This is a genomic window from Microbacterium sp. CCH5-D1, assembly GCF_001557335.1.
In the GTDB taxonomy this organism is placed as follows: domain Bacteria; phylum Actinomycetota; class Actinomycetes; order Actinomycetales; family Microbacteriaceae; genus Microbacterium; species Microbacterium oxydans.
This window is the reverse complement of the sequence record NZ_LSJW01000326.1, coordinates 1-13,031: the sequence shown is the minus strand read 5'-3', so window position 1 is coordinate 13,031 and position 13,031 is coordinate 1. Positions and strand designations below refer to the sequence as shown.

Sequence of the window (13,031 nt, the reverse complement as noted above, 5' to 3'; positions counted from 1 at the left end):
CCTCCCCTCTCCCCGACCTCTGGATGTACGGGCTGATCGCCCTCGTGACGTCTCTCGCCGCGCTGGTCATCGGCCAGCTCGTCTTCCGCCGACTGGAGGGCCGTTTTGCCCAAGATCTCTGAGCCCCTGACACAGACACTGCCCCGCGTCGTGATCGACGACGTGCACAAGACCTTCAAGCTTCGTCACACGCATTCGATCAAGGAGACAGCCCTCGCTGCCATCCGCCGTAAGCCGCTCACGACGAACTTCCACGCCCTCGACGGAGTGTCGTTCGAGATCGGCGAGGGCGAGTCGGTCGCGCTCCTCGGATTCAACGGCTCCGGCAAATCCACCATGCTCAAGCTGATCTCCGGAGTGCTCGAGCCCGACACCGGCACCGCCCTCACGCGTGGTCGAGTAGCCGGACTCATCGAGGTCGGCGCCGGGTTCCACCCCGATCTCTCCGGCAGGGAGAACATCTTCCTGAATGCCGCGATTCTCGGCATGAGCAAGAAGGAGACCGAGGCTCGCTACGACGAGATCGTCGCCTTCAGCGAGATCGAGAAGTTCATCGACACCGAGGTCAAGCACTACTCCTCCGGGATGTTCCTGCGCCTGGCCTTCTCCGTGGCGATCCACACCGAGATGGATGTGCTCCTCATCGACGAGATCCTCTCGGTGGGCGACGAGCCTTTCCAGAAGAAGTGCCTCGCCCGCGTCCGAGAGCTGCACGCGCAGGGGAAGACCCTCGTCGTCGTGAGCCACGACCTCAACATGGTGTCGAATCTCTGCGAGCGCGGCATCCTGCTCAAGGGCGGGAAGGTGCACTTCGACGGTCCGAGCAAGGACGCCGTCGAACTGATGCGAGCCTGATTCAGAGGTCCGCGTGCAGTCCCCAGAGGCGTTCGGCTGAACTCGCCCAGGAGAAGGCTCGCGACCGATCGGACGCGAGCACCTTGAGGCGTTCGGCGGATCCGCCTGCCGCATCCTCGACCGCCTCCGCGATCGCATCGACGGGGACGATCCGCCCGCCGTCAGAGATGACATCACGATGCGAACCGCTGTCGACGGCGACGACCGGCAGTCCCAGCGTCATCGCCTCCACGGCACGCCAGGGCCACCCTGCCGTGGCGTCGGCGGCCACATACGCAGAGGCACCCTCGAGGACACCAGCACGGTCTTCGGCCGAGAGGGCGCCTCGCACATGCACGCGGCGCTCCGGGAGTCCCGACGCGGAGGCCGCCTCCACGTAGCGGGGCTCGGATCCCTCCGGTGCATCGATGACGATGGCATCGAGACCGGCCGCCACCGCTCCGCGGAAGCCTTCCGCCGCTTCGGCGACAGACCCTGTGAGCACCAGATACCCGCCGGTAGGCGACAGTACACCGCGGGGAGCGGCTCCCTCGCCGGCACCGCCGAAACCCTGCGGCGGTGCACCTGCGATCACGCGGATGCGGTCGCCGAGCTTCGCGAGCTCGGCGAGTCTCTCGGCGACGGCATGAGAGGGCACCACCACGGCGTCGGCGTGTCTCACGGCACGCCTGAGCATGCCGCGCTGCCACGCGACGGCCCCCTTGGACAACTGCTCCGGAGCGTCCCAGGCACGCAGATCCCACACCGTGACGGTCGTCTGATCGTTGTCGTGAAGCCGGTCGTGTCGGACGAGCGGTGCCATCAGGGTCGGCGAGTGGATGAGCCCTCCGCCGACACCGGGGGCGATGCCGAGCTGCCAGGCCGCGGCGAGCTCACGCCGGCCCATGGCGAGCGTGCGCACGTCGGCGATCCCCGCCACCGGCACGGAAGCACCTGCGGGGACGATCGCATCGACCGCGCATCCCGACGGCGCCGTGGCGACCAGACCGCCGACCAGCCCGACCGCTGCCTCGGCGTGGTCGGGATCGACGACGCTCGCGAGCTGATCCAGAACAACGCGTAGCCGAGCACCCATGGCCCCAGGCTATCCTCGCCATACCTCTCCCCCGCGGAGCACACAGCCGGAGACGCGCGAATGTCAGCGTTCGCACAGTTTCCGCCCACCACGGCAGCAGAGGTTCGTGCTTGAATGCTCGAGTGAGCGATGGTCGACTTCCCGTCCGACGCCGATGGATCGGGTGGACCGTCGGCGTTCTTCTGTCCCTTCTGGTCGTCGCGATCGGCTGGGTCGCCATCCGAGGGTTCGGCGCGGTGAGCGATCTTCAGCAGGTGGCCAAAGGCAGCGCGCAGCTGAAGGCGGCGATCGCGGCCGGTGACCTCGACGCAGCCAAGCCCCTCGCCAGGAGCATCGCGCACAATGCGGACTCCGCGCACGACCTCACCTCCGACCCGGTCTGGCACGCGTTCGGAGCACTGCCATGGGTCGGCCCCAACTTCAGTGCCGTCAGCGACATCGCCGAGATCGCCGACGACGTGTCATCCGACGCGCTGACGCCGCTCCTCGACGTGGCGGCGGACTTCGATCTGGCGAGCCTCGGCTTCACCGGCGGCTCCATCGACCTCGCACCGTTCGCAGAGATCGCAGGCCCCCTGGGAACCGCCGAGACCGCGCTCACGGCCGCGCAGCAGCAGGCACGTCGCATCGACGCCGATGCGACGCTCCCCCCGCTCGCCGATGCCATCCGCACGATGCGTTCCTCCGTCACCGAAGCCGCGACGGTGGTCGGCTCGCTGCACGGTGCTGCCGTGCTGCTGCCGACCATGCTCGGCGGCGAAGGCCCTCGTACCTACGTGCTCGCGATGCAGAACAATGCGGAACTGCGCTCCTCGGGGGGAATCATCGGGGCGATCGCGCTGCTGCACGCCGAGAACGGAAGGATCACCCTCCAGACTCAGGCATCGACTCGCGACTTCCCCCCGCTCGATACGGCCCTGCCGCTCAGCGACTCGACGACCGCCCTGTTCGAGGACCGTCCAGGTCGCTATCTGCAGAACATCACGAGCATCCCGGACTTCCGCGAAGCAGGTGCCGCGATCGCCACACGGTGGCAGGGCCGATTCGGCGGAACCGTCGACGGTGTCGTCGCCGTCGACGCGGTCGTGGCGAAGCACCTGCTCGCTGCCACCGGCGACCTCACGTTCGGACCTTTCACGGCGAGCTCCGACAACGTCACCGACATCCTTCTCTCGCAGATCTACGCCGCAGTCCCCGACCCCGCGGTGCAGGACGAGATCTTCGCGCAGGCCGCAGGGGCGTTGTTCGGCGCTGCGCTCTCCGGCGCAGAGCCACGAGCTCTGCTGGGAGCACTCGCGGACTCCGCGGCGGAAGGACGCATCCGCATCTGGAGTGCTCACGAAGATGAGGAGGCCGTGCTCGCCGACTCCGACCTCGGCGGCACGATCCCCGCGGACACCGGCGATGCGACCTACGTCGGCGTGCTGATCAACGACACGACCGGCGGGAAGATGGACTACTACACCAGGGCGTCCCTCTCGACGTCGGTCGGCACCTGCCAGGGCCAGCCGACGACCCAGGTGCGCGTGACGTGGACCAACACCGCGCCCGCCGACGCCGCCACCTCGTTGCCCACCTACGTCACGGCCGACGGCTTCTACGGCGTGCCCGCCGGCACGGTGCGGACCCTGATCGCCGTGTACGGCCCGGAAGGAGCGACGCCTTCGCACATCGATCGTGACGGAGCGGAAGAGGGCGTTCAGACCGCGATGATCGGCGACCGCTCGGCGGTTCAGCACGAGGTGTCACTCGCGCCTGGCGAGTCGACGACGATCACCGTCGAGTTCCAGGGCACGGGTGCAGGGCAGAGACTCACCGAGGTGCTGCACACCCCCCTCATCGACACCCCCGAGGTGACACGGGAACCGCTGCGATGCGCTTCGTGACTTTCGCCGCCCGATAGGGTATCGTCGACTCACTGGGGAATATCTGGCGTCTGTCATCCTGCCGTGGGGGCAGGAAGACGCCACGCAGTTGGATGCAGGGGTGTGTCCAAAGGCGATTCCGCGTGAAATTCTGGGGAGAAATCATGCTGAAGAAACTGGCTGCCATCAGCCTTGCCGCCGGCGCGCTCGTCTTCGTCGCGCCAACCGTGGCCACCGCTGCGCCGACTGCACCTGTCGCGTCGTCCGATTCCTATCCGACGCCTCCCGGCGCCAAGGTCGGCGACCCCATCATCGACATCTGCGAAGCGTCGACGATCGTGTTCGGTCCCGGCTACTTCGTTCCGTCCGAGAACGTCACCGTGGCGGTGTCCGGCTACAACGCCGCGAAGGCTGCGATCTCGGGCAACACCGCGGCCGCTGACGGGAGCATGACGCTCACGTTCCGCCCGCCGTCCGACGGCGAAGGCTCCTACGCGGTCGCCTTCAACGGCTCGCGCTCGTACACCGCGACCATCACCGTGTCGCACGGACACGATGCCGCGGCCAGCTGCGACCACGATCCCGGCGTCGCGGCTGCGGGCTCCGAGCTTCCCCTCACCGGGGGCGGCATCGAGCTGGCCCTGACCGGTGGAGACGTGTCGCCGTGGATCCTCGGCGGCGGAGCAGCAGCTCTGGTGGCCGGCGGAGCCCTCGTCGCAATGGGAGCCTCGCGCCGCAAGCGCGCCTAGGTCCGGCTGCCGCCTCGTGCGGTGGTCGACTGGACGACGGTGATCCCTCCCCCTCCGATCACCGTCGTCTGGTGCATCCGGCGGAAAGTCGCCGGAAGCCCACGGCTGTCCTCCTCCGGGAGGCGGTCGTGGGCTTTGTCGCGCGTGCGCTCAGGAGCGCCGGTGCCGACGGTGCCCGGGTACACGGCTTCGCCCTGGCCGTCGTGGGAAGTCCAGCACGCCTCGCCCGGGACTCTCGATCAGGGCTCGGGCGTCGGCGTCGCCGTCGGGGGGTGCAGCTTCTGCTGGATCATGTCGCGGATGAACGCGTAGTCCGGCTGGTGCTCGTCGACGCCAGAATCGGGCGTGAGCTCGATCGTGGTGACCGGCTGCTCCTTCGCCTTCAGCATCAGGTCGAAGAACTCGGGCAGCTTGTCGGAGGGAAGGTCGGTGCTGATCAACGCCGTACCCGCCGCTGCCACTTCGTTGAAACGTGTGAGCACCGTCTGCGGGGTGAACTGCGCGAGAATGGCCGCCTGCAGTTCCCGCTGACGCTTCATCCGATCCCAGTCGCTGGTGGTGTACCGCGAGCGGGCGTACCACTGCGCCGTGTCGCCATCCATGCGCTGCTTGCCGGGCTCGATCCACCCGATGGCCCACTCGTTCACATCGCTGCCCGTCCACCCCTCGGGCGGACCGCCCTTGGGCAGGCGCTCCGTGACGTTGATCTCGACCCCACCCAGCGCGTCGACGAGCTCAGCGAACCCGTGCATGTCGACGAACACGTAGTACGGGATCTCGATCCCGAGGACTCCCTCTGCGGCGTCCTTGGTGGCCTCGATGCCCGGTTCCGAGCCTTTGGCGACGGCGTCGGGGTAGAGCCCCTTGCCGCCGTCCTCCCGGCAGACCTCAGCGGCGTTGCGTACGTGGTTCATCCACCCGTTCCAACCGCAGGTCGAGGAGCCATGCCCCTCGAAACCGTCGGGATACAGCTCCTGCATCGGGCTGCCGTCGCTGAACGGTGCGTTCGGGAGTTCTCGCGGGATGCCGGTGATCGTCACGGCACCGGTGTCGGCATTCACCGAGACCACAGAGATGCTGTCGAAGCGCATCGAGTCACGGCCGTCGCCGCTGTCCGCTCCGAGGAGGAGGATGTTGTAATAGCCGTCGCTGGGCGCGACGCTGGGGCCGCTCTGACCGAAGATCGATCCGATGGTGTTGCGGACGGACCCCACGGCCGTGGCCGCATAAGCTGCCCCGCCGCCCACGAGTCCCAGGAGGACCAGCGCGACGACCGGGATGGCGAGCCGGGACAGGGTGGGCAGCTTGACGAGCCTCACCATGCGCAACGTGTCGAACGTCAGCACCGCCCAGAGCACGACGTAGCCGACGAGCAGCGCCTGCACGAGTGTCAGGACCACGGTGGAGAAGAATCCCCCACCGATCGTGAGCCACAGCAGGACGGGACGGGCGAACAGGGCGAGCGCCACCGTGACGATCGCGAGGAACCAGGCGAGCAGGGTGGCGCCGAGCCCGAATCGACCGAGTCGCCGATTGCCCGCGACGACCTGCGCCGAGCCCGGCACCAGGAGGTTCATCACGAGCAGCCACCAGCCGCGCTTGGTCATCACGCCGGGGTCGGCGGAGTCCGGGTGCCGTAGCGGCCGGGTCTCGATGAGCGGGCGCTGTGATGCGCGCGGAGGCGCAAGGGTCACAGCGAGCCCTTCAACCGTTCGTTCTTCTCCTCGACCTGCGCCTCGAGGTCGCGGGCATACTGCTCGACGCGATCCGCGAGCGCGACATCCGAGGTCCCGAGGATGCGTGCGGCGAGCAGACCGGCGTTGCGGGCTCCGCCGATGGAGACCGTCGCCACCGGGATGCCTGCGGGCATCTGCACGATGGACAGGAGCGAGTCCATGCCGTCGAGGAAGGCGAGCGGCACCGGCACTCCCACCACGGGCAGCGGCGTCATCGAAGCGAGCATCCCGGGAAGGTGAGCAGCTCCCCCGGCACCGGCGATGATGACGCGGATGCCGCGGGAGCGTGCTTCGCGCGCGTACGACATGAGCTTGTCGGGGGTCCGGTGCGCCGACACCACCTCGACCTCGTGCGGTACTCCGAAGTCCGTGAGGGCCTGAGATGCGTCGCTCATCACGCGCCAGTCGGAGTCGGATCCCATCACGACGCCGACGAGAGGTGCGGCGGAGGAGTGCAGTGGCTCAGTCACCAGATCAGGGTACGGTCTGGTGCTGTGAGATTCCCCGAACGGCACACCTCTGATCCCGCATGTTTCCGGGAGTCGGCCCTGCCGGTCGCTGATCAGTTGAAGTGGGCGGCGACGGCTCGCGCGACGTAGACCGCATCGTCGAGGTCCGCATCAGCGACGTTCACGTGACCGACCTTGCGGCCGGGCCTCGGAGCCTTCCCGTACGTGTGGATCTTCGCCTGCGGGTGCTCAGCCATCGCCGCACCGAACCGCTCCTCGATGGTGCCCTCAGCCGGTCCCCCGAGGATGTTCACCATGACGGACCAGGGCGCCCGCGGTGCAGTGCTGCCGAGCGGAAGGTCGGCGACTGCACGCAGGTGCTGTTCGAACTGGCCGGTGACGGCACCATCCTGGCTCCAGTGCCCGCTGTTGTGCGGACGCATCGCGAGCTCGTTCACGAGGATTCGCTCGTCGTCGGTCTCGAACAGTTCGACCGCGAGCATCCCGGTCACCCCCAGCCCCTCGGCGATGGCGCGACCGATCCCCTCGGCGACCTCCGCGAGTCGTTCCGTCGCAGCGGGAGCGGGAGCGATGACCTCGGCGCACACGCCATCACGCTGCACCGTCTCGACCACCGGATACGCGACCATCTCGCCACCGGCGCGACGCGCGACCTGCTGCGCGAGCTCACGCACGAACGGGACGAGTTCCTCGACGAGGAGCGCGTCACCTTCGGCGAGCGCCACCAGCCAGTCCTGCGCCTCCGCGGCCGCACGCACGACGCGCACACCCTTGCCGTCGTACCCGCCGCGTGGCGTCTTCACCACACCGGCGCCTCCGTGCTCGTCCAGGAAGGCTTGGAGTTCGGGCTCCGTGCGCACCACAGCCCATTCGGGCTGAGGCACTCCGAGTTCCGCGAGGCGCCTGCGCATCACGATCTTGTCCTGGGCGTACTGCAGCGCGTCCGGTCCGGGGTGGACGACCACACCGCCGTCGACCAGCTGACGAAGGACATCCTGCGGAACGTGCTCGTGGTCGAAGGTGACGACGTCGACATCGGCCGCGAATGCGCGCACGGTCTCCAGATCGCGATAGTCGCCGACGGCCGTGGCCGCGAGCCCGGCGGACATCCCCTCATCCTCGGCGAGCACTCGCAGATCGAGTCCGAGCTCGACCGCCGGAGCGATCATCATCCGTGCCAGCTGTCCTCCGCCGATCACGCCCACACGCAGCGCCATGTGCCGCCTCCATTCGTCCTTCCCATTCTCGCTCACCGATCATGGCGCGCACGACAGGTTGCGGATATGGCGGCGCGATGGTGCAGCTCTACCGTGCACCTGTACGGTGCACCCGCCGCGGTCGACTCGCGGTTCAGTCGCCGACGGCCTGTGCGTCGCGATGGGCGAGGATCTGCCCGACCTCGATCTGGTCTGCGAGCGTCTCGTGCACGAGGGTCACGTTGGGGACGTTGGGCAGTCGGAGGGGAGCATCGACACCGTTCGAGAGGATGATGGTTCCCGAGCCCCACAGGCGCTGTAGCGGACCGCGACGCACGGCGATGGTGTAGCCGCGCGCATGGGACATCTCATGACGACTCCGGGCTCCGAGCCCCTGACGGGCGATGACCCGTCTGGTGGTGACCGTGGTGGTCCGGGAGTACCAGATGATGAACGGCAGCACGACGGCGAAGAGCACCAACGCCCCGGCGGCGGCGAGGAGCATCCAGTCCGCGAACCCCTCCGGCAGGTTGCCGAAGAAGTAGCCCGTGGCCCCGAACGCCGCGATGAGCACGACGGCAGACCAGAACAGACGCCGCGCGTGGCTCCGGAAGCGCGCGATCAGCAACTCCTCCGAAGGCGTTCCGGGCGGCGGCATCAGAGGCCGTCCACCGAGCGTCACAGGCTGGGTCACCCCACCATTGTGCCTGTGATCTGCGACAAAGCCGTCTGTGCGACGGCGTGTCAGCTTCCGGCAGGCCGCACGTGCACGACGTCACCGGCCGAGACAGCATGTTCCCGGCCGTCCGACACGACGAGAAGACGGCCTTCCGCGTCGATCGACGACGCCACGCCCTCCAGTACCGCTCCGGCAGGCATCGACACCCGCACCGCCTGTCCGATGGTCGCGCACAGCGCCGAGACGACACCGTGCAGACCGCTCGCGACCGCGTCCTCCGAAGCGGTGAGCGCGGCCAGATGGCGGTCGAGCGTCTCCAGGTATACCGACAGCAGCAGGTCCTCGTCCACGGCAGCGCCCAGCGCGGCGAACGACGTCGCGGTGGGCAGAGGAAGCTGCTCGCGTGTCATCTCCGTGTTGACCCCGGCACCCACCACCACCGCGTCCGCGGTCGCCTCCGCGAGGATGCCGCAGATCTTGTGCGCGTCGACGAGCACATCGTTCGGCCACTTCATGGAGACGTCGTGACCGGGAAGCTGCGCGCCGATCGCCTTCACCATCGCGGCGCCGGCGGCGAGTGGAATCCACCCGCGCGCCGTGGGCTCCGCCGGCAGTGTCCGCAACAGCACCGAGACGGCGAGCGCCGAGCCGGCTGGAGCGACCCAGGTGCGGTCGAGACGGCCACGTCCAGCACGCTGATCGCGGGTCACCAGAGTCGCCAGGTGCGGCCACCCCTCGACCTCAGCAGCGTGCGCCCGCAGGTCGGCGTTCGTGGAACCGGTGTGATCCACCTGCACGAAGCGGGGCACGATCGCGCTCGACTGCGGGAACCGCATGCTCAGGCGTCCTCGTCTTCGGCTTCTTCGTCGTCATCGTCCTCGTCGTCACGGACGCTCCCGACCTCGCGGGAATGCCAGTGCTCCCACTCCTGCATCAGGCGTTCGACAGCGGCATGGAACTTCGCCGTCGCCACCCCCTGCGTGGTGTCGCCGAAGTAGTGCTGCACCCACATCCGGAGTCGGGCGATCGCCGCCTCGTCGGCCCGGACCCTCTCGACCTCCGCCACGATATCGTCGGCACCCTCGACGGTGAGCCACTCGCAGTCCGACAGGTAGCCCTGCGTGTCGATCGACGCCTGCTCGTCGGCCGGCCGGGTGATCATGAGGGGCTTCCCCGCCGCGAGCCTGTCGTAGACCATGGCGGAGATGTCGACGATCGCGACATCGGCGGCCGTGAGCTGCCAGCCGAGTTCGGGGGCGGCGTCATAGACGTGATGAGCGGTAGCGTCGGCGGCGTTCGCAGCCTCGATGGCCGCCACGATGCGCCGATGCGCCGCACCGTACTCCTCGTCGACCACCCCGCTGCGCGGGTGGGGACGGTAGATCACGCGGTGCGCGCCGGTCGCCAGCAGTCGGTTCACGAGGCTCTCGCCGTGCGAGGCGATGGAGCCGTAGTGGGCACTGGGACGATCGCCCTCCCACGTGGGGGCGTACAGCACGACGGTGCGCTCGTCCGGCGTGTAGGGAAGGGTCCCGGAGTAGTGATCCGCCTGCGGACGGCCGATCTCGATCGTGCGGCGGTCGACGTCGTAATCCCACAGTGTGCGTGAGAGCCGATCCCGCGCAGCCTGACCGGCGACGAAGGCATAGTCGTACGCCTTGTACTGGTTCGTCGTCATGTACATCTTGTCGGACTCGCCGTGATTGATGAAGACGTGCCAGCGCCGTCCGTAGCGGAACATCTGGAAGTTGCGGGTGTTCTGGTTCACGTAGAGCACGACACGGATGTCCTGCGTCGCGATGAAGCGCTCCAGATCACGCACCGTCGGCACGAACGCCACCGGTGGCGAGTCCTCCTCGAGCAGCTTCTCGGCCCCGGTCGCCTGCCGGGAGAGCACCACGACGGGCCAGCGCTTCGAGAGCTCGATGAGCGGGCGGTACCACTGGCGCATCTGGTACATGTTCACGGCGCCGTCGGCGAAGTAGACCGCGACCTTGAAGTGACCGGCGGGAAGCGGTTCCTGCTCCGCGAGGTGCCGCCGCACGCGCTGCACCGCCGAGCGTGACGCGAGCGCCCGCTTCAGCAGACGGTATGCCTTCTTCGCGTCAGACAGTGCACCCATCCCTCCAGGATAGTTCGTCCTGATCGTGCCCACCGGCGTAGGTCGCCGCGTCCAGCTGACCGAGGAGCGCCGTTCCCGCGCCCCTCAGGGAACGTCCGTCGGCGCCGTGCCATGATCGTCATGTGTCCGCATCCGAATTCCCCGCTCCCCCTTCAGGGGTGTCCTTCGTGATGCCGGTGCTCAACGAGCGCGCCTACCTCGAGCATGCGATCGCCTCGGTGCTCGCGCAGGACGTCGATGCGCCGACGGAGCTGGTGCTCGCGCTGGGACCGTCGACGGACGGCACCACAGAGCTCGCACGCCGACTCGCCGAAGCAGATGACCGGATCCGGTTGGTCGAAAACCCCGCCGCGCACATCCCGGTGGGCCTGAACGCCGCCATCCGCGCGAGTCGCTATGACACGATCGTGCGCGTCGACGCGCACTCCGAGCTCTCCCCCGGCTACGCCGCCCGCGCGATGGAGACCCTGGAGCGGACCGGGTCGGCGAATGTCGGCGGGGTGATGCACGCCGAAGGGCGCACCCCGTTCCAGAAGGCGGTCGCGCGGCTCTACAACTCCCCGGTCGGACTCGGCGGCGGCGCCTACCACGGGAGCGCGCACGAAGGTGAGGCGCAGTCGGCCTACCTCGGTGTGATGCGACGCGAGGTGCTCGACGAGGTCGGCCTGTTCGACGACTCGATCCGACGAGGCGAGGACTGGGAACTCAACCTGAGGATCCGTCAGGCCGGACACCGCGTGTGGTTCGACCCCGCCCTCTCTGTGACCTACTGGCCGCGGGAGAGCTGGCTGCGCCTGGCTCGACAGTTCCGGGCGACAGGCGCCTGGAGGGGTGAGCTCGTACGCCGATTCGGCAGGAGCAACGGAATCCGCTACTTCGCTCCCCCGGCGCTGGTCGTGGTCATCGCTCTCGCGGTCGTCCTCGCTGTGCTGCAGGTGACGGGGGTGCTCGCCGGAGCAGCCTCCCTCGTCGCGTCGATCCTCGTCTACGGACCGCTCGCGCTGTACCTTCTTCTCGTCCTCGGGGTCGCTCTCGCACCAGGCGGCGGCGGCTTCCGCCAACGACTCTGGACGATCCTGGTGCTCCCGACCATGCACGTCTCGTGGGGACTGGGCTTCCTCGGCGGGGTCCTGCGCGGCGCCCGCGACACCGTGGATGCCTCGCGTCTCGGCACCCGCAACACGCCTCTTCCCTGAGCCGGCGGCAGACACCAGCCCACACCACCGGCGCTATCAGCGCGTGACGAACCCCAGATCGAGGATCCGGTCGACCACGCGCTCGGCGGCGTGACCGTCGTCGCGCGAGTTGAACTGCCTCCGCCAGGCGGCGTACCGCGCCGCGTAGACGGCGTCGTGCCCTGAATCGGCGAGAGCGGCGGTGAGCTCCTCCTGCGTGCGCACGAGCGGCCCTGGTGCCCTCTCGGCGAGATCGAAGTAGAAGCCCCGCAGCTGTCCGCGGTAGTGATCGATATCGGGAACCAGGAAGTACATGGGCTTGCCGGTCACGCTGAAGTCGAACATGACAGAGGAGTAGTCGGTGATCAGTGCGTCGGCGGCGAGGAGCAGCCGCGCGGTCTCCGGGTACCCGGTCACGTCGATGACACGCGCACCTGCGCGGTCCCGCCCCTGCTCCAGGGTGCGCGAGTGCCCGCGGACGAGGACAACGGCGTCGGCCTCGCGTGCCAGCAGCTCAGCGTCGATGAAGTCCACCATCTCCGCGCGGTCGTCCCGCCACGTCGGCGCGTAGAGGAGCACACGCTCATCCGCCCCGATACCCAACGATGCGCGGACCGCGACGGGATCCCCCGTGGTGAGCGCGTCGTTCCGCGGGTAGCCCTCCACCCAGATCGGGCGTCCGAAGAAGGCGTAGGCCTTGCGGAGGATGCGTTCGGAATAGGTGTTCTGCGCCAGCAGGACGTCCCAACGCCGTGACTCCTTCACGACGGCGGCCATGCGCCGCGGGTCGAAGCCGGGGCGGTGCAGGGCCAGTCGCTTGAGCGGCGTGCCGTGCCATGTCTGGAGCACTTTCTGTCCCGGCTTGCGTGCGAAACGTCGGCGCAGCCAGTCGTTCACCACGAGCAGCCGGGCCGCCCCGCGAGCGTGCCACCACTGCGGACTGCCCTCGACGACGGCGATCGCTCCTTCCGGGACCTCGACGGAGAGGTCGACGACGCTCCAGTACCGGCGCACCTCTGGAGCACGCGCCGCGAGTTCGCGATCGATGGCCCGCGGGTTGCAGCCGACGCTGCGGCCGTAGAAGCTCTCGAAGAACACCGCGTTCTCGG

At 68.5% G+C, this 13,031-nt stretch carries 12 protein-coding genes; 4 read left to right on the top strand and 8 right to left on the bottom strand.

Annotation, left to right across the window (positions count from 1 at the left end; genetic code table 11):
• Nucleotides 1–150: 150 nt before the first annotated feature.
• A complete protein-coding gene (locus tag AX744_RS19865; RefSeq protein ID WP_442922846.1) occupies nt 151–855 on the top strand; it encodes an ABC transporter ATP-binding protein in 705 nt (234 codons plus the stop codon).
• 1 nt (nt 856) lies between these two features.
• On the opposite strand, the gene AX744_RS19860 is transcribed toward AX744_RS19865, so the two are convergent.
• Complete coding sequence (locus AX744_RS19860; RefSeq protein WP_061018864.1) at nt 857–1,930, bottom strand: glycosyltransferase; 1,074 nt, start codon at nt 1,928–1,930, stop codon at nt 857–859.
• Nucleotides 1,931–2,052: 122 nt separating this feature from the next.
• Between AX744_RS19860 and AX744_RS19855 the strand changes: the two genes are divergently transcribed.
• A complete protein-coding gene (locus AX744_RS19855; protein ID WP_061018862.1) occupies nt 2,053–3,816 on the top strand; it encodes a DUF4012 domain-containing protein in 1,764 nt (587 codons plus the stop codon).
• Nucleotides 3,817–3,959: 143 nt separating this feature from the next.
• Nucleotides 3,960–4,544 (top strand): hypothetical protein, encoded by a 585-nt coding sequence (locus AX744_RS19850; protein WP_061018859.1) that lies wholly within the window; start codon nt 3,960–3,962, stop codon nt 4,542–4,544.
• A gap of 239 nt (nt 4,545–4,783) precedes the next feature.
• Here AX744_RS19850 and AX744_RS19840 read toward each other — a convergent pair whose 3' ends face one another.
• From AX744_RS19840 to AX744_RS19815, 6 genes are all read right to left on the bottom strand, one after another.
• Nucleotides 4,784–6,238 (bottom strand): LCP family protein, encoded by a 1,455-nt coding sequence (locus AX744_RS19840; RefSeq protein ID WP_061018856.1) that lies wholly within the window; start codon nt 6,236–6,238, stop codon nt 4,784–4,786.
• On the bottom strand, nt 6,235–6,702 hold the full coding sequence (gene purE, locus AX744_RS19835) for a 5-(carboxyamino)imidazole ribonucleotide mutase (RefSeq protein WP_061018866.1): 468 nt from the start codon (nt 6,700–6,702) through the stop codon (nt 6,235–6,237). The genes AX744_RS19840 and purE overlap by 4 nt, the downstream gene beginning before the upstream one ends.
• Before the next feature lie 140 nt (nt 6,703–6,842).
• Nucleotides 6,843–7,967 (bottom strand): 5-(carboxyamino)imidazole ribonucleotide synthase, encoded by a 1,125-nt coding sequence (locus AX744_RS19830; protein WP_061018854.1) that lies wholly within the window; start codon nt 7,965–7,967, stop codon nt 6,843–6,845.
• A gap of 133 nt (nt 7,968–8,100) precedes the next feature.
• Nucleotides 8,101–8,604 carry a PH domain-containing protein gene (locus AX744_RS19825; RefSeq protein ID WP_061018852.1) on the bottom strand — a complete coding sequence of 168 codons (504 nt, stop codon included), beginning with the start codon at nt 8,602–8,604 and terminating at the stop codon, nt 8,101–8,103.
• An 86-nt stretch (nt 8,605–8,690) separates the two neighbouring features.
• Complete coding sequence (locus tag AX744_RS19820; RefSeq protein ID WP_141370976.1) at nt 8,691–9,461, bottom strand: biotin--[acetyl-CoA-carboxylase] ligase; 771 nt, start codon at nt 9,459–9,461, stop codon at nt 8,691–8,693.
• Nucleotides 9,462–9,463: 2 nt separating this feature from the next.
• On the bottom strand, nt 9,464–10,747 hold the full coding sequence (locus AX744_RS19815) for a CDP-glycerol glycerophosphotransferase family protein (RefSeq protein ID WP_058631844.1): 1,284 nt from the start codon (nt 10,745–10,747) through the stop codon (nt 9,464–9,466).
• Nucleotides 10,748–10,869: 122 nt separating this feature from the next.
• On the opposite strand from AX744_RS19815, the gene AX744_RS19810 reads away from it, so the two are divergent.
• On the top strand, nt 10,870–11,943 hold the full coding sequence (locus AX744_RS19810) for a glycosyltransferase family 2 protein (protein ID WP_269140016.1): 1,074 nt from the start codon (nt 10,870–10,872) through the stop codon (nt 11,941–11,943).
• Between the two features lie 36 nt (nt 11,944–11,979).
• Here the strand turns inward: AX744_RS19810 and AX744_RS19805 are convergent.
• On the bottom strand, nt 11,980–13,031 hold a 1,052-nt coding region (locus tag AX744_RS19805; RefSeq protein ID WP_061018849.1), incomplete at its 5' end, for a CDP-glycerol glycerophosphotransferase family protein.